The 16,530-nt window shown below is 68.7% G+C and carries 12 protein-coding genes; 8 read left to right on the top strand and 4 right to left on the bottom strand.

The window, feature by feature from the left end; all coding sequences use genetic code 11:
• Positions 1-74: 74 nt before the first annotated feature.
• A complete protein-coding gene (locus UN84_RS08630) occupies positions 75-1,256 on the top strand; it encodes an acyl-CoA dehydrogenase (protein WP_046080283.1) in 1,182 nt (393 codons plus the stop codon).
• Between the two features lie 147 nt (positions 1,257-1,403).
• Positions 1,404-2,651, top strand: a complete 1,248-nt coding sequence (locus tag UN84_RS08625; protein WP_046080284.1) for a CaiB/BaiF CoA transferase family protein — start codon at positions 1,404-1,406, stop codon at positions 2,649-2,651.
• Between the two features lie 40 nt (positions 2,652-2,691).
• On the opposite strand, the gene ppsR is transcribed toward UN84_RS08625, so the two are convergent.
• The gene (gene ppsR, locus UN84_RS08620) at positions 2,692-3,525 is read right to left on the bottom strand and encodes a posphoenolpyruvate synthetase regulatory kinase/phosphorylase PpsR (protein ID WP_035598661.1); all 834 of its coding nucleotides are present in this window, start codon (positions 3,523-3,525) and stop codon (positions 2,692-2,694) included.
• A 230-nt stretch (positions 3,526-3,755) separates the two neighbouring features.
• On the opposite strand from ppsR, the gene ppsA reads away from it, so the two are divergent.
• The 5 genes from ppsA to UN84_RS08595 all read left to right on the top strand — a co-directional run bounded on the left by ppsA (position 3,756) and on the right by UN84_RS08595 (position 10,589).
• Positions 3,756-6,128 (top strand): phosphoenolpyruvate synthase, encoded by a 2,373-nt coding sequence (gene ppsA, locus UN84_RS08615; RefSeq protein WP_107182000.1) that lies wholly within the window; start codon positions 3,756-3,758, stop codon positions 6,126-6,128.
• A gap of 141 nt (positions 6,129-6,269) precedes the next feature.
• Complete coding sequence (locus tag UN84_RS08610; RefSeq protein ID WP_046080287.1) at positions 6,270-6,812, top strand: anti-virulence regulator CigR family protein; 543 nt, start codon at positions 6,270-6,272, stop codon at positions 6,810-6,812.
• Between the two features lie 63 nt (positions 6,813-6,875).
• Positions 6,876-9,242, top strand: a complete 2,367-nt coding sequence (locus UN84_RS08605) for a Lon protease family protein (RefSeq protein ID WP_046080288.1) — start codon at positions 6,876-6,878, stop codon at positions 9,240-9,242.
• The gene (locus UN84_RS08600; protein WP_052719407.1) at positions 9,235-9,990 is read left to right on the top strand and encodes a hypothetical protein; all 756 of its coding nucleotides are present in this window, start codon (positions 9,235-9,237) and stop codon (positions 9,988-9,990) included. Before UN84_RS08605 ends, UN84_RS08600 begins: the two co-directional genes overlap by 8 nt.
• Positions 9,991-10,052: 62 nt before the next feature.
• Positions 10,053-10,589, top strand: coding sequence for a hypothetical protein (locus UN84_RS08595; RefSeq protein WP_046080289.1), 537 nt, complete (start codon positions 10,053-10,055; stop codon positions 10,587-10,589).
• Here UN84_RS08595 and UN84_RS08590 read toward each other — a convergent pair.
• The 3 genes from UN84_RS08590 to acnB form a co-directional block, all read right to left on the bottom strand.
• Positions 10,586-12,466 (bottom strand): glycerophosphodiester phosphodiesterase family protein, encoded by a 1,881-nt coding sequence (locus UN84_RS08590; protein WP_046080290.1) that lies wholly within the window; start codon positions 12,464-12,466, stop codon positions 10,586-10,588. The genes UN84_RS08595 and UN84_RS08590 overlap by 4 nt on opposite strands.
• Before the next feature lie 85 nt (positions 12,467-12,551).
• On the bottom strand, positions 12,552-13,037 hold the full coding sequence (rraA, locus tag UN84_RS08585; RefSeq protein ID WP_107181994.1) for a ribonuclease E activity regulator RraA: 486 nt from the start codon (positions 13,035-13,037) through the stop codon (positions 12,552-12,554).
• A 196-nt stretch (positions 13,038-13,233) separates the two neighbouring features.
• On the bottom strand, positions 13,234-15,837 hold the full coding sequence (gene acnB, locus UN84_RS08580) for a bifunctional aconitate hydratase 2/2-methylisocitrate dehydratase (protein ID WP_046080293.1): 2,604 nt from the start codon (positions 15,835-15,837) through the stop codon (positions 13,234-13,236).
• A 254-nt stretch (positions 15,838-16,091) separates the two neighbouring features.
• Here acnB and UN84_RS08575 point away from each other — a divergent pair, with 254 nt between their 5' ends.
• Positions 16,092-16,526, top strand: a complete 435-nt coding sequence (locus tag UN84_RS08575) for a DUF1289 domain-containing protein (protein WP_046080294.1) — start codon at positions 16,092-16,094, stop codon at positions 16,524-16,526.
• The last annotated feature ends 4 nt before the right edge of the window (positions 16,527-16,530 follow it).

Raw genomic sequence — 16,530 nt, 5'->3', positions numbered from 1 at the left:
CTTGGTCTGGCTTGGCAAGGAGGCTTCTCGGGTCTATATTTTTATAAAATGTAGAAATTATCCGGAGCGCCTTCATGAGCCAGATCACTCCCATGACCTGGGATGACCCCTTCCGCCTCATCGATCAGCTGGACGGCGACGAACGCCTGGCCCAGCAGACCGCCCACGACTACTGCCAGGAGCAGCTGCTGCCCCGGGTGCGCGAGGCCAACCGCCTGGAGCGCTTCGATCGCGAGATCATGACCGAGATGGGCGAGCTCGGCCTGCTCGGGGCGACCATCGACGGCTTCGGCTGCGCCGGGATGAACTATGTCAGCTACGGGCTGATCGCCCGCGAGGTCGAGCGGGTCGACTCCGGCTATCGCAGCGCCATGAGCGTGCAGTCGAGCCTGGTCATGTACCCGATTCACGCCTTCGGCAGCGAGGCCCAGAAGGATCGCTACCTGCCGAAGCTCGCCAGCGGCGAGTGGGTCGGCGCCTTCGGTCTCACCGAGCCGGATCACGGCTCCGATCCCGGCGCCATGTCGACCCGTGCCCGGCGCACCGGCGGTGGCTGGCGGCTCAGCGGCACCAAGACCTGGATCACCAACGCGCCGATCGCCGACGTCTTCGTGGTCTGGGCCCGGGACGAGGAGGGCACGATCCGCGGTTTCGTGCTGGAGCAGGGCATGACGGGACTGTCGGCCCCCAGGATCGACGGCAAGTTCAGCCTGCGTGCCTCGACCACCGGTCAGATCGTGATGCAGGACGTGGAGGTCTCGGACGACGCCCGTCTGCCCGGCGTCACCGGCCTCAAGGGGCCCTTCTCGTGCCTCAACCGTGCCCGCTTCGGCATCGCCTGGGGCAGCATGGGCGCCGCCGAGGCCTGCTGGCACGCCGCCCGTCAGTACACCCTCGACCGGCAGCAGTTCGGTCGCCCCCTGGCCGCCAATCAGCTGATCCAGAAGAAGCTCGCCGACATGCAGACCGAGATCGCGCTGGGGCTGCAAGCCGCGCTGCGGGTGGGGCGGATGATCGACGACGGCCAGCTGGTGCCCGAGACCATCTCGCTGATCAAGCGTAACAACTGCGGCAAGGCCCTGGACATCGCCCGTCAGGCGCGGGACATGCACGGCGGCAACGGCATCAGCGACGAGTATCCGGTGATCCGCCACGTCATGAATCTCGAGGCGGTCAACACCTACGAGGGCACCCACGATATTCATGCGCTGATACTCGGCCGGGCGCAGACCGGCATTCAGGCCTTCACCGGATAACGCTTATATCGACGAGCGAGGAGCGCCGGGGGCAAGCCTGAGAGGAGGTCCTACGCCAAGGAAGGCGTCGGTAGCGTACAGGGAGGTATTCACAGCGCCTCCTCGATGGCTTGACGCCGGAGCAGCTCCGAAAGGAGGGGGAACTCAATGAGCGGACCGCTGGAAGGCGTGGTGGTGCTGGACCTGTCCCGGGTGCTGGCCGGGCCCTGGGCGGGGCAGCTGCTGGCCGACCTGGGCGCTCGGGTGATCAAGGTCGAGCATCCCGAGCGCGGTGACGACACCCGCGGCTGGGGGCCGCCCTGGCTGGAGGGCGAGGTTAGCGGAGAGGACGGCAGCGAGGAGGGCGCCGAGCGTCTGGCGGCCTATTACCTTTGCGCCAATCGCGGCAAGCAGTCGCTGGCCGTGGATATCGCCACCGAGGCGGGCCAGGCGCTGGTGCGTCGGCTCGCCGCCGGCGCCGACGTGGTGCTGGAGAACTTCAAGGTCGGCGGTCTGGCCCGCTACGGGCTCGATCATCAGAGTCTCAAGGCAGTGAACCCCGGCCTGATCGGCTGCTCGATCACCGGCTTCGGCCAGGATGGCCCCTACGCCCATCGCGCCGGCTATGACTTCATGATCCAGGCCCTGGGCGGGCTGATGAGCCTGACCGGCGAGCCCGACGGCATGCCGATGAAGACCGGGGTGGCGATCACCGACGTGATGACCGGCCTCTATGCCGCTATCGGCGTGCTGGCGGCGCTGTACGAGCGGCAGCAGGGCAAGGGGTCATCACCCTCCGAGGGGCGTCATATCGACGTGGCGCTGCTCGACGTCCAGCTGGCGACCCTGGCCAATCAGGCGCTCAACGCCCGGGTGACGGGCGAGAACCCCGCGCGCCACGGCAACGCCCATCCCAATATCGTGCCCTACCAGGCCTTCGCCTGCGCCGACGGCTACCTGGTGCTGACGGTGGGCAACGATGCCCAGTTCGCGCGCCTGGCCGAGCTGCTGGGTCATCCCGAGTGGTCCGGCGATCCCGCCTTCGCCACCAACGCCGCTCGGGTTGCCCACCGCGAGTCGCTGGTGCCGCGGATCGCCGAGGCGCTCCTGACACGAGGGCGCGACGCCTGGCTGGCCGACCTGGAAGGCCTCGGCATTCCCGCCGGGCCGATCAACACCCTGACCGAGGCCTTCGACGATCCCCAGGTCCGCCACCGCGGCCTGTGCCGCACGCTCGAAGGTCGCGACGGCGGGTCGGTGCCGCAGATGGCCAATCCGCTGCGCTTCGACGGCGAGAGCGCCACCTCCGAGTGCCCGCCGCCGGGCCTTGGCCAGGACAGCGATGCCGTGCTCGCCGAGCTGGGCCTCGACGCCGAGGCAATCGCGCGGCTGCGGCGGCTGAATATCGTGCGTTGAGGCGCTTCGTGACCTGGGCCCGGTGTTCCCTGAGGCCTGGTCAGCGCGGCGAGAAGCGTCGGCTGATGCCGGTCTCGGCGATCATCCGTGTCGAGATCTCCTCCACCGAGAAGCGCGTGGTATCGATGTAGGGGATGTGCATGCGACGATACAGCGCCTCGGCCTCGGCCACTTCCTGCACGCACTGATCCATGGAGCTGTAGCGGCTGTTGGGACGTCGTTCGTGGCGGATCGCCGCCAGCCGGCGCGGATCGATGGTCAGGCCGAACAGCTTGTGGCGATGCTTGGCCAGCACCGGCGGCAGCTTGAGGCTGCCGTTCTCGTCCTGGTCGTCTTCGGTCAGCGGGTAGTTGGCGGCGCGGATGCCGAACTGCAGCGCCAGGTACAGCGAGCTCGGCGTCTTGCCGCAGCGTGACACCCCGACCAGGATGATGTCCGCCTTGTCGTACTGGTGAGTGCGGGCACCGTCGTCGTTGTCCAGGGCGAAGTGCACCGACTGGATGCGGTCCATGTAGACATCGTCGCTGCCGATGGCGTGGGTACGGCCCACGCTGTAGGAGGAGTGGGTGGCCAGCTCCTGCTCCAGCGGCTCGAGGAAGGTCGAGAAGATGTCGACCTGGAAGCCCTCGGCGTCGCGGATCACGGCGCGCACGTCCTGGTCGACGATGGTGTCGATGATGATCGGCGTGTTGCCGTCCTTGACTGCGGTGGCCTGGATCACCTCGACCAGGCGCTTGGCCTTTTCGACGCTGTCGATGTAGGGCTTGGTCAGCATGCGGATCTCGACGTTCTCGAACTGGGCCAGCAGGCTGCGACCCAGGCTCTCGGCGGTGATGCCGGTGCCGTCGGAAATGAAGAAGGCGGTGCGTGTCATGGGGCTCGCTCGGGCGGGGGAGAATGGCCTCATTGTCGAGTCTCGCGCGGGGCCAGACAAGCGCGACTACAGGAAACGCCAGGATCGGCGAATTGTTGTAAAAAACCTTCAGTGACTTAGCTGTTAGACCAATGGCGAATATGGAAGGCCGTTGATAGAGTCGTTCGCATCCACCCATGACGCTGCGTCATGCACTTTCCGGTGTCGGTTTCCAATCCTAAGGGGGTTTCGTGGACGATTACATTCAGTGGTTCGATCAGCTGGGCATGAACGACGTCGAGCGCGTCGGCGGCAAGAATGCCTCGCTCGGCGAGATGATCTCCAACCTGGCCGAGGCCGGCGTGACCGTGCCCGGCGGTTTCGCTACCACCGCCCACGCCTACCGCGAGTTCCTGTCCCACGAAGGCCTCAACGAGCGCATCAACCAGGCGCTGTCCACGCTGGACGTCGATGACGTCGCCGAGCTGGCCCGCGTCGGTGCCCAGATCCGCCAGTGGGTGATCGACACGCCGCTGCCCCCGACCTTCGAGGCCGCCCTGCGCGAGAGCTACGACAAGCTCGCCGCCATGCACCCCAACCTCAAGGTCGCGGTGCGCAGCTCCGCCACCGCCGAGGACCTGCCGGACGCGTCCTTCGCCGGCCAGCAGGAGACCTTCCTCAACATCGAAGGCTTCGACAACATCAAGCGTGCCGTGCACGAGGTGTTCGCCTCGCTGTTCAACGACCGCGCCATCTCCTACCGCGTGCACCGCGGCTACGCCCACGAGAACGTGGCGCTGTCCGCCGGCATCCAGAAGATGGTGCGCTCCGAGACCGGCGCCTCCGGCGTGATGTTCACCCTGGACACCGAGTCCGGCTACCGCGATGCGGTCTTCGTCACCGCCTCCTGGGGCCTGGGCGAGACCGTGGTGCAGGGTGCGGTGAACCCCGACGAGTTCTACGTCCACAAGCCGACCCTGGCCGCCGGCCGCCCGGCCGTGCTGCGTCGCAACCTGGGCTCCAAGCTGATCAAGATGGTCTACACCGAGGATGCCAGCGCCGGCAAGTCGGTCGAGACCGTGGACGTCCCGCTGGCCGACCGCGCGCGCTTCTGCGTCGACGACGAGCAGGTCATGGCACTGGCTCGCCAGGCGGTGATCATCGAGCAGCACTACGGCCGCCCGATGGACATCGAGTGGGCCATGGACGGCGACGACGGCAAGCTCTACATCGTCCAGGCGCGCCCCGAAACCGTGGTCTCCCAGCAGGAAGGCGGCAAGCTCGAGCGTTTCCAGCTCAAGGAAAAAGGCCGCACTCTGGTGACCGGCCGGGCCATCGGTCAGCGCATCGGCAGCGGCGCGGTCAAGGTCGTCGAGACCCCCGAGGACATGGACAAGATCCATGCCGGCGACGTGCTGGTCACCGACATGACCGACCCCGACTGGGAGCCGGTGATGAAGCGCGCCTCGGCCATCGTCACCAACCGCGGCGGCCGTACCTGCCACGCGGCGATCATCGCCCGCGAGCTGGGCATCCCGGCCGTGGTCGGCTGCGGCGACGCCACCGAGGTGCTCGAGGACGGCCGCGAGGTCACCGTGTCCTGCGCCGAGGGCGACACCGGTCACGTCTACGACGGCCAGCTGGCCTTCGAGCGCAACGTCACCAGCGTCGACGCCATGCCGGAAATCCCGTTCAAGATCATGATGAACGTCGGCAACCCGGACCGCGCCTTCAGCTTCGCCGGCCTGCCCAACGCCGGTGTCGGCCTGGCGCGCCTGGAGTTCATCATCAACCGCATGATCGGCGTGCACCCCAAGGCGCTGCTCGACTACGAGACCCTGTCGCCGGATCTGCAGCAGACCATCGACGTGCGTACCGCCGGCTACGACGACCCGGTCAGCTTCTACGTCGACAAGCTGGTCGAAGGCGTCTCCACCCTGGCGGCCTCCTTCTACCCGCAGCGGGTCATCGTGCGCCTCTCGGACTTCAAGTCCAACGAGTACGAGAACCTGATCGGCGGCAAGCTCTACGAGCCGGGTGAAGAGAACCCGATGCTCGGCTTCCGCGGCGCCTCGCGCTACCTCTCCGAGGACTTCCAGGCCTGCTTCGAGCTGGAGTGCCGGGCGATCAAGCGCGTGCGCGACGAGATGGGCCTCGACAACGTCGAGATCATGGTGCCCTTCGTGCGTACCACCGAGGAAGCGAGCGGCGTCATCGACCTGCTGGCCGCCAACGGCCTGAAGCGCGGCGACAACGGCCTCAAGGTCATCATGATGTGCGAGCTGCCGGCCAACGCCCTGCTGGCCGACGAGTTCCTCGAGTACTTCGACGGCTTCTCCATCGGCTCCAACGACCTGACCCAGCTGACCCTGGGCCTCGACCGCGACTCCGGCATCGTCGCCGGCCTCTTCGAGGAGCGTAATCCGGCGGTCAAGAAGCTGCTGTCCATGGCCATCCAGGCCTGCAAGACCCAGGGCAAGTACGTGGGCATCTGCGGCCAGGGCCCGTCCGACCACCCCGACCTCGCCAAGTGGCTGATGGAGCAGGGCATCGACTCCGTGTCCCTGAACCCGGACGCGGTACTGGAAACCTGGTTCATGCTGGCCGGCGAAACCCTGGGCTGATCGCCCGAGATCGCTGAGTCGGACATCACGACACCCGGGCCAAGGCCCGGGTGTCGTCGTTTCTGCACGCCCTTTGCACGCTCGATGGCGCGCGAGTGGCTAGAATGCAGGCATCACTCAGGCAAAGGAAGAATGCCCGTCATGCCCTCACAGAGACGTCGATTCCATCGCCTGGCGCCGACCGGCGCCCTGATCCTCGGCCTCGTGGCGCTGCCGGCGCTGGCCAATCCCGGCAACGGCGGCGGACCGCCGGAGCGTGCCAAGGGCGGACAGGGAGGACAGGGCAGTCAGGGGCCATCGGAACGGCTGCACCGGGACGCGACCGACCGGGATCGCGAGCGACACGAGGAGCGCCGCTTCGATGATCGGGACTGGGATCGTGACCGCGACCGCTATGGCCGTGACGGCCCCAGCCTCGAAGAAGCGCTGATCCGCGATATCTTTTACGGGCATCGCGATCGCTATGCCCGTGAGGATCGCGCCTCGATTCCCCCGGGGGTGCGGCAGAACCTGGCCCGCGGCAAGCCCATGCCTCCCGGCATCGGCAAGCGGTTCGACGACGACATCCGTCGCGACCTGCCGCACTACGACGGCTACGAATGGCGCCGCGTCGGTGTCGATGCGGTGCTGGTCGATATCACCAACGACATCATCTACGACGTGATCCGCGACGTGCTCGACTGATCCGCATAGAGCCGCCTTCCCGGGCATCCACCATACTGTCTCCGACGACAAGGGAGACGGACCATGGTGGAACCCCTCGAGGTGGAGGCGGTGTTCCGGCGCTGCCCGAGCGAGCACTTCGACTTCGCTCTGACCAGCGAGCTGGCGCCGCTGGACATGATCGAAGGCCAGCCCCGGGCGCGGGACGCCCTGACGCTGGGCACGGCGATTCGCCATGACGGCTTCAACCTCTACGTGCTGGGGCCTCCCGACCACGGCCTGCAAGGCCTGGTGACCCGCTTTCTGGAGCGGCAGGCGGCATCGGCGCCGCCGCCGCCCGATCTCTGCTATCGCTACAATTTCGACGATCCCAGCGTGCCGCTGCTGTTGCGCCTGCCGCCGGGGCTCGGGCGCCAGCTGCGCGGCGATATCGAGCGGCTGATCGAGGAGCTCTCCGCCGCCATTCCCGCGGTGTTCGAGAGCGACGAATACCAGAATCGACTCCACGAGCTCGAGCAGGCCATGGGCGAGCGGCAGCGCGATGCGGTGGAGGCGGTGCGCCGCGAGGCCCGCGAGCACGACATCCTGCTGCTGTCCACGCCCAGCGGCTTCACCTTCGCGCCGGCCGATGCCGAGGGCGAGATGCTCTCGCCCGACGCCTACCAGCAGCTCGATCAGGCCGAGCGCGAGCGCATCGAGCGCACCGTCGAGATCTTGCAGACCAAGCTCGCCCAGGCCATCCGCCAGCTGCCCCGGCTGGCCAAGACCCTGCGCGAGCAGGTCGGCGCGCTCAACGAGGAGATGCTCCGGGACGCCATCGATGCGCCGCTGGAGGAGCTCGAGGCCCGCTACGACGCGCAGGAGGCCGTACTGGCGCATTTCATCGCGATACGCGAGGCGCTGCTGTTCCACGTCGAGAGCTTCCGCGAGGACGATCCCGAGATCCCGCCGGAGGCGGTGTTCAGCCGCTTCCGGCTCAACCTGCTGGTCGACAGCGCCGACGCCAGCGGGGCGCCGGTGATCCTTCTGGATCTGCCCAGCCACCAGCATCTGGTGGGCCGGATCGAGCATCAGGTGCAGAACGGCACCCTGCTGACCGACTTCATGCTGATTCGCCCCGGCGCGCTGCACCATGCCAACGGCGGCTATCTGGTGCTCGACGTGCGCGGCCTGCTCAGCCAGCCCGGGGCCTGGGAGACCCTCAAGCGGGTGCTGTCGACCGGGCGCATCCGCACCGAGTCCCTCGAGCAGGCCTACGGGCTGATCAGCACCCTGTCCCTGGAGCCGGAACCGGTGCCGCTGGACGTCAAGGTGGTGCTGCTCGGCGACCGGCTGCTCTATTACCTGCTTTGCGAGCACGACCCCGACTTCCTGGAGCTGTTCAAGGTTCAGGCCGACATGGACGACACGCTGGATCGCACGCCCGCCGGGCTCGAGGACTATGCGCGCATGGTGGCGAGGCTGGCGACCGAGGCCGATCTCCGGCCGCTGACCGCCGAGGGGGTGGCGGCGGTGATCGAGCGGGCCGGTCGCCTGGCCGACGACCAGCAGCGGCTCACCGCGCGCCATCGCGACCTGCACGATCTGCTGGTGGAGGCCGATCACTGGGCGGAGGCCGCCGGCGAGGCGGCGATCGATCGGGCCGCCGTGGAACGCACCGTGGCCGAGCAGCGCCGTCGCGCCGACCGGATTCGCGAGCGCAGTCACGAGCAGATCTTGCGCGGCACCCTGATGATCGCCACCGACGGCCGGCGGATCGGCCAGGTCAACGGCCTGACCGTGATGCGCCTGACCGACCATGGCTTCGGCCAGCCGATCCGCATCACCGCCACCGCGCGTCCGGGCCACGGCCAGGTGGTCGACATCGAGCGCGAGGCCAAGCTCGGCGGTCCGATCCACGCCAAGGCGGTGATGATCCTGTCGCGCTGGCTGGCCGGCCGCTATGCCCCGGACGCGCCGATGTCGCTGTCGGCCAGTCTGGCCTTCGAGCAGTCCTACGGCGGCGTCGAGGGTGACAGCGCCTCGGTGGCCGAGGCCTGTGCGCTGGTGTCCGCCATTGCCCGGGTGCCGCTGGACCAGCGCTTCGCCGTGACCGGCTCGATCAACCAGTACGGCGAGGTGCAGGCGGTGGGCGGCGTCAACGAGAAGATCGAGGGCTTCTTCGCCGTGTGCCGGGCGCGGGGCGAGCTCGAGGGGCGGGCGGTGATCCTGCCCGAGGCCAACGTCGAGCACCTGATGCTCGACGCCGAGGTGCGCGAGGCCGTGGCCGATGGCCGCTTTCGGCTCTATGCGATTCGTCGGGTGGAGGAGGCGCTGGCGCTGCTGACCGCCGGCGAGCCGGACCTCGATCTGGAGGCGCGGGTCGCCGAGCGGCTGGCGAGCTTCCGCCAGGCGGTGCGTCATCGCGATGACGACGGCGGCCGGCAAGATGAGGACAAGGGCGATGAGTGAGCCTGACGACGCCGGTCCCGCCCTGGAGGCGGTGCCCGAGACACCGGCGAGGGTGCTTGCGCTGCACGATGCTGCCGGTCCTGCTCAGGCGGCGCTCGCCGCGGCGGTGCGTCTCGCCGAGCGGCAGGGGCGCGAGCTGGTGGTGCTGGTCGTCGAGGATCAGGACCTGCTGCACAGCGCGGCCTTTCCCTTCGCCCGGGAGGTCGGGGGCCATTCCGGTCGAGTGCGCCGGCTCAGCGTCGCCGCGCTCGAGGCCGGGCTGGCCCGCCAGGGCGAGCGGGTGCGCCAGGCCCTGGCCCGTGCGGTGGCGGGGCGGCAGCTGCCGCATTCGCTTCAGGTGCGGCGTGGCCGGGTGCTCGAGGAGACGCTGGCGCTGGCCGTGCCCGGCGACCTGCTGCTGCTGAACCGGGCCGGCGAGACGGGCGCGTCGACGGCATGGCTCGGGGCGAGCGGTCTCGCGCTGATGCTGTCGGCGCCCTGCCCGGTGCTGGTCTGGCACGAGGCGGCCGCGGGGCCGCTGCTGGTGGCGTCCGTGGCCGGTGAGTCTCCGTGCGTGCCCGATCCGCTGCGGGCTCTGTTCGGCGAGGCCATGCCGCTGAGGTTCGAGGGCGCGGCCGCGCTGTCGCGTCGGCTGGCGACCTGTCGCGGTGGTGCGCTGCTGATGCGCCGGGAGACGCTGCGGGCGCTGCTGGCGGAGGACGCCGACTGGCTGTCGCGGCCGACGATTCCGGTGATCGTGCTGCCCTGAAGCCCCACAGAGGGCGCGGCTTTTGGCATCATGGGCGGTTGATTGTCTCGAGGAGCCGCCCGATGGCGTATTTTCTGGTAATGGGCGGGCTGGCCCTGACCGTGTGCTTCACCTTCGGATGGATCGTCTGGCGGATGCTGCGCTGGGCCTTCGCGCGTCTGGGGCGCCGTGCGCCGGCCGGAAGAAAGAAGAAGACGGCTGCCAGGGCGTCGCAGGGCAGGCAGGCGGCCGCCAAGGCGTCGGCCAGGGCGTCAAGCAAGGCACCGTCCAAGGAAAAGGGGCGAGCGTCGTCGTCACGCCGTGACGCCGCCGCCGCTGGAAAGGATGCCGCGCGCCGCGACAAGAAGGCGGAGCCGTCGCCGCCGTGGCGGCTGACCATGGCGCTGGCACCGCTGCGCGGCGCCTGGCCCCTGGCCGTGCTGCTCGCCGCGTTGTACGGCGGCGGGCGGCTGGTCGCCCATGGCATGGTGGCCCGGCCCCAGCACGCCCCCGATGTCTTTCGCCAGCTGGTCGAGGCCGTGGGCTGGGGCGCGATGGCGTTGGTCGGTGTCGCGCTGGTCGGCCTGTTGGCGAGCTGGCGCTGTCGGCGTCACGCCTAATCACGCAGCCAGTGACGCAGTTTCAGCAGCAGCAGGGCGCCGTCGCCCAGCGAACGGCGCTCGGTGAGCAGCCGGCGCAGCGCGGCCGGGCGATCGGTGATGATGCCATCCACGCCGAGGTCGATCAGTCGGGACATGCGGGCCGGGTCGTTGACGGTCCAGGCCATCAGGGCGTAGCCGTGACGGTGAGCGAGCCTCACCTCGCGGTCGTCGATGCGGTTGTGACGCAGCGCCAGGGCATCGTAGCCGCGCCGGGGAAGGGCGCCCCTTAGCGTCAGCTGGGCCAGCAGGATGCGGTGCATCGCGGGCGCCTGGCGGGCGACCTCGTCGAGCAGCTCATAGGACTGGGCGGCCAGCCATATTCTCGAGCTCAGGTCGGGCTCGCCGCAGGCCGCGCGGCGGACACCGTCCGGCGCGCGGTTCCGGCAGTCTCGCCGTGCCCGTGCCTCGGCCTCCAGTATCGCCACTACCCGGCTCACGAGCCGCTGGCGGCGGCCCGGGTCCGGCTTGAGCTCTATCACCAGCCCCGCACGCCCCCTGACCCTCTCCAGGGTCTCCTTCAGGCCGGGAATCCGCGTGCCCACGAAGGGGTCGCCGAACCACCCGCCCGCGTCCACGTCGTCGAGGAAGCCGCGATCGAGGTCGGAGATGCGGCGCTTGTCGCCGGCCAGGCGGGACAGGGTGGCGTCGTGGTAGAGCACCACCTCGGCCTCGGCGGTGAGCCGGGCATCGACCTCGATCAGGTCGGCGCCGTCATGGATCGCCTGTTCGATGGCCGGCAGGGTGTTCTCCGGGGCTGCCATCGAGCTGCCGCGGTGGGCGATGTTGTCGACCTCCTCGCGGATCGTGGTGTCCTGGACGACCCACCAGGCCTGGGCGATGGCGAAGGCGAGAACGCCGAACTCCACGCCCCAGGCCAGGCGCCCGGGGTGTGCGGCTGCCGGCGCCGGCGGACGAGGCTCGCGGTGCGCCAGGCGCAGGTAGAGGCAGCTTCCCAGCAAGGCGTTGGCGGCGATGCCGACGAAGACCGCGGCCAGGGTCACCAGGCCGTAGGCGGTGACATAGCCGAGCATGGCGGGTAGCAGTATCTCGCGACGCTCGGGGAGATGGCCCAGCAGCGGGGTGAAGAGGGCGTTGAAGAGGGCCCCGACCCCAAGGGGCAGTAGCAGGATCGCCGCCAGCAGCACCAGGATCGATGTCGCGATGCCGGTGCGGCAGCCGTGGGTCAGCCGGGCGCTGCGCTTCAGGGCGCGAAGCGGGCCGACGCCTTCCAGGATCAGCGCCGGCAGGGCCAGATGCCAGCGGGTGTAGAGGGTGGCGGCCAGGGCGGCCCAGCCCAGCACCACCGGGCCGATCGTGGCGAGGAAGGCCCACAGTACCGGGGGGCGCACCTGCTGGACATAATAGGGATCAAGGTCGCCAAGCAGGCGGCCGTGGAGCGTCACCACGATGCCGGCCACGGGCAGTATCAGCAGCAGCTGCGTGCCGACCTGGAGCAGGGCCAGGCCGGACAGCGCAGGCAGCCGTCGCAGGCTCTGCCATAGCGCCTCGGCGGCCAGGCGAAGATGGTTGTCACGGGGACGCACCGCGACCAGCGTCATGCCGGCCTGCTGCAGGTAGAGGATCAGGAAGGTGACGGCCAGCGTGGCCAGCAGCCAGGCCATACCGCCCGGTGTCCCCAGCACCGCGAACAGGGCCTCGAGGGTGATCAGCGGGCGGTCGAGGCGCCCCAGCATCCGGGCCAGGCCCCAGCCCGCCGCCGGCAGCAGCAGGCTGGAGGCGAGCAGGGTGAAGAAGGCGTGAAAGGCGATCAGCGGACGCAGATGGTGCTTGAGGCTGCGCAGCACATCGCCGCTCAGGCGAGGCGTGGTCAGCATGATGGTGGCATGTCGTGGAGCATGCTCTCACCCTGCCAGCCGAGTCAGTCGGGCGGCAAGCCGCCGGACCGTGTCCACCGGGGGGTCAGTCCAGCACGAGGCGGTCGTCGGCGATCAGGATGCCGTTGTTGTCGGCGTAGAGCCACTGGCCCGGTTCGATGGTCGCACCGCCGAAGCTGACCGGAATGTCCCGCTGGCCCTCGCCGTGCTTCTCGCTCTTGCGCGGATGGGCGGCCAGGGCCTGGATGCCGAGCTCGGTCTCGGCCAGCTCGTCCACGTCGCGCACGCAGCCGTACATCACCACGCCCGCCCAGCCGTTGCCGGCGGCCTGTTCGGCGAGACGGTCGCCGAGCATGGCGCAGCGGGTGGAACCGCCGGCGTCGACCACCAGCACGGCGCCGTCGCCGGGCTCGTTGACGGTCTGTCGCACCAGCGAGTTGTCCTCGAAGCACTTGACGGTGCGCACCGGGCCGAAGAAGGCCTCATGGCCGCCGAAGTTGACGAACATCGGCTCGAGCACGGCCACTTCGGGATAGGCGTCGCACAGATCGGGGGTGACGATGGCAGGCATGACGGGGTGTCTCCTCGGTCGATGTACCCTCGATGATGCCACAGTCAGGCGATGAGGAAAGTCCCCCTTGAGAGGAATCGCGACGCGGGCAGGGCGCACAAAAAAGCGCCCTGCACGGGGCGGGGCGCTTCGGTCGTCGACGGCCCGCCGGACGGCGGGCCTGCGATGTTGCGAGCATCGGTGACGATGGCGGTGATCAGGCTTCCTGGCTCACCGGGATCACGTTCGAGGCGGCCTTCTGGAATTCCTCGATTTCGTGGAAGTTCATGTAACGATAGATCTCGCCGGCCATGGCGTCGAACTCGCTCATGTAGCGGCGATATTCGCTGACGCTCGGCAGGCGACCCTCGACCGCGGCCACGGCGGCCAGCTCGGCGGACGCCAGGAAGACGTCGGCGCCGTCGCCCAGGCGGTTGGGGAAGTTGCGCGTGGAGGTGGAGACCACGGTGCTCTTGGCGGCGACGCGGGCCTGGTTACCCATGCACAGCGAGCAGCCCGGCATTTCCATGCGTGCGCCGGCGCGGCCGTAGATGCCGTAGTAGCCTTCCTCGGTCAGCTGGTGCTGGTCCATCTTGGTCGGCGGTGCCAGCCACAGCTTGGTCTTCAGGCTGCCTGCGGGCTGCTTCTCGAGCAGCTTGCCGGCGGCGCGGAAGTGGCCGATGTTGGTCATGCAAGAGCCGATGAACACCTCGTCGATGGACTGGCCGGCCACGTCGGAGAGCAGGCGGGCGTCGTCCGGGTCGTTCGGGGCGCACAGCACCGGCTGGTCGAGCTGGTCGAGGTCGATCTCGATCACCTCGGCGTACTCGGCGTCCTTGTCGGCGCGCATCAGGCTCGGGTTCTCGAGCCACTCTTCCATGCCCTTGATGCGGCGCTCGATGGTGCGCGCGTCGCCATAGCCGTTGGCGATCATCCACTTGAGCAGGGTGATGTTGGACTTCAGGTACTCGCTGACGCTGTCCTCGGAGAGGGTGATGGTGCAGCCGGCGGCGGAACGCTCGGCGGAGGCGTCGGAGAGTTCGAAGGCCTGCTCGACGGTGAGGTCCTCGAGGCCCTCGATTTCCAGCACGCGGCCGGAGAAGGCGTTCTTCTTGCCGGACTTCTCGACGGTCAGCAGCCCCTGCTGGATGGCGTAGTAGGGGATGGCGTGGACCAGGTCACGCAGGGTGACGCCGGGTTGACGCTGGCCCTTGAAGCGCACCAGCACCGATTCCGGCATGTCCAGCGGCATCACGCCGGTGGCGGCGGCGAAGGCCACCAGGCCGGAGCCGGCAGGGAAGGATATGCCCATCGGGAAGCGGGTGTGGGAGTCGCCGCCGGTGCCCACGGTGTCGGGCAGCAGCATGCGGTTGAGCCAACTGTGGATGATGCCGTCGCCCGGGCGCAGCGAGACGCCGCCGCGGTTCATGATGAAGTCGGGCAGGGTGTGGTGGGTCTCCACGTCGACCGGCTTCGGATAGGCGCTGGTGTGGCAGAAGGACTGCATCACCAGGTCGGCCTGGAAACCGAGGCAGGCCAGGTCCTTGAGCTCGTCGCGGGTCATCGGACCGGTGGTGTCCTGGGAGCCCACGGTGGTCATCTTCGGCTCGCAGTACATGCCCGGGCGCACGCCTTCCATGCCGCAGGCCTTGCCGACCATCTTCTGGGCCAGGGTGAAGCCCTTGCCGGTGTCGGCCGGCTGCTCGGACAGGCGGAAGACGTCGGACGGGGCCAGGCCCAGGGATTCGCGGGCCTTGGCGGTCAGGCCGCGGCCGATGATCAGCGGGATACGGCCGCCGGCGCGCGCCTCGTCGAGCAGCAGCTGGGTCTTGAGCTCGAAGGTGGTCAGCACCTCGTCGGTGCCGTGCTTGCAGACCTTGCCTTCATACGGGTAGACGTCGATGACGTCACCCATCTCGAGGTTCTCGACGTCCATCTCGACCGGCAGGGCGCCGGAATCTTCCATGGTGTTGAAGAAGATCGGCGCGATCTTGCCGCCGAAGCAGAAGCCGCCGGCGCGCTTGTTCGGCACGTTGGGGATGTCGTCGCCGAAGAACCACAGCACGGAGTTGGTGGCGGACTTGCGCGAGGAGCCGGTGCCGACCACGTCGCCGACGTAGACCACCTGGTGACCCTTGGCCTTCACTTCCTCGATCTGCTTGAGCGGACCGGTGACGCCGGGCTCGACCGGCTCGATGCCGTCGCGCGGGTTCTTGAGCATGGCGTTGGCATGCAGCGGGATGTCCGGGCGCGACCAGGCATCCGGGGCCGGGGAGAGGTCGTCGGTGTTGGTCTCGCCGGGCACCTTGAACACGGTCAGGGTGATCTTGTCGGCCAGCTTGGGCTTTGCGAGGAACCACTCGGCCTCGGCCCAGGACTCGATGATCTCCTTGGCCACGGCGTTACCGGCCTTGGCGCGCTCTTCCACGTCGTGGAAGGCGTCGAACATCAGCAGGGTGTGCTTGAGCTGCTCGCCCACTTCCTTGGCCAGCGAGTCGTCGTCCAGCAGCTCGACCAGCGAGGCGATGTTGTAGCCGCCCTGCATGGTGCCCAGCAGCTTGACGGCGTGGATCCGGTCGATCAGCGGGGACTCGGCCTCGCCCTTGGCGATGGCGGTCAGGAAGCCGGCCTTGACGTAGGCGGCCTCGTCGACGCCCGGCGGCACGCGGTTGGTCAGCAGGTCGAGGATGGCCTCTTCCTCGCCGGCGGGCGGATTCTTCAGCAGTTCGACCAGGGCAGCCGTCTGCTCGGCGTTCAGCGGCTTCGGCGGAACGCCCGCCTGGGCGCGCTCCTCGACATGTTGGCGATAGGCTTCAAGCACGTGGTGGCCCTCATTGGTTGGTAGTGGCCGAGCGTCCTGCGGCGGCGATGACGCCGCGGCGAGTCGCTCGGCTCGTCGGAATCAGCACGGTCAACGGTGGCGCTATTCTAGGAGAAACTGTCGACAATGTTAAGAATCCCGGCCATGGCGGGGGTCGAACTTTGGTCTCTGGTCATGTCCGAGCGCCTTCGGGGTGCCAGTGTGCGGGCGTCGCGTTACCATGGTGCGACTTTCATCAACGCAGAGGAGTGCCGATGGCGGGGCGTGTTGCTTCCCCCTGTGTGGGCCTGTGTTCGACGACGGTGGGCGATCGCGTCTGCCGCGGCTGTCAACGCATCGACGACGAGATTCGCGACTGGCCGGCCCTGGGCGGCGACGAGCGGGAGCAGCGCATGGCCGAGCTGGATGCCCTGCGCGTCGACGTGGCCGGGCGTCATCTGAGCGTGGTCGATGCCGACGCCCTGGAAGCCCAGCTGGTGCGCCACCGGATTCGCTTTCGCGCGGAGCAACCGCCGCTGTCCCGGGCGGTGGAGCTGCTGCGCGTCGGACGCGACCGTATCCGCGACCTGTCGCGTTACGGCCTGGCGCCGCTCGAGCCGCTCGATGCCACGACCCTGCACGCCCGTCTCGCCGCCGATCTGATGGCCGCCGCCGAGGCGCGCCGCGAGGCCAGAGCCTCGCACTCCTGATGCT

The sequence above is a fragment of the Halomonas sp. HG01 genome (genome assembly GCF_000968715.2).
Taxonomy (GTDB): Bacteria; Pseudomonadota; Gammaproteobacteria; order Pseudomonadales; family Halomonadaceae; genus Halomonas; species Halomonas halophila.
The sequence above is the reverse complement of the archived record's forward strand: the minus strand, read 5'-3'. Positions and strand labels throughout refer to the sequence as shown.

Coding starts and splice junctions, on each gene's coding strand:
- UN84_RS08630 (WP_046080283.1), top strand. CDS start 75: ATGAGCCAGATCACTCCCATGACCTGGGATGACCCCTTCCGCCTCATC.
- UN84_RS08625 (WP_046080284.1), top strand. CDS start 1,404: ATGAGCGGACCGCTGGAAGGCGTGGTGGTGCTGGACCTGTCCCGGGTG.
- ppsR (WP_035598661.1), bottom strand. CDS start 3,525: ATGACACGCACCGCCTTCTTCATTTCCGACGGCACCGGCATCACCGCC.
- UN84_RS08610 (WP_046080287.1), top strand. CDS start 6,270: ATGCCCTCACAGAGACGTCGATTCCATCGCCTGGCGCCGACCGGCGCC.
- UN84_RS08605 (WP_046080288.1), top strand. CDS start 6,876: ATGGTGGAACCCCTCGAGGTGGAGGCGGTGTTCCGGCGCTGCCCGAGC.
- UN84_RS08600 (WP_052719407.1), top strand. CDS start 9,235: ATGAGTGAGCCTGACGACGCCGGTCCCGCCCTGGAGGCGGTGCCCGAG.
- UN84_RS08595 (WP_046080289.1), top strand. CDS start 10,053: ATGGCGTATTTTCTGGTAATGGGCGGGCTGGCCCTGACCGTGTGCTTC.
- UN84_RS08590 (WP_046080290.1), bottom strand. CDS start 12,466: ATGCTGACCACGCCTCGCCTGAGCGGCGATGTGCTGCGCAGCCTCAAG.
- rraA (WP_107181994.1), bottom strand. CDS start 13,037: ATGCCTGCCATCGTCACCCCCGATCTGTGCGACGCCTATCCCGAAGTG.
- UN84_RS08575 (WP_046080294.1), top strand. CDS start 16,092: ATGGCGGGGCGTGTTGCTTCCCCCTGTGTGGGCCTGTGTTCGACGACG.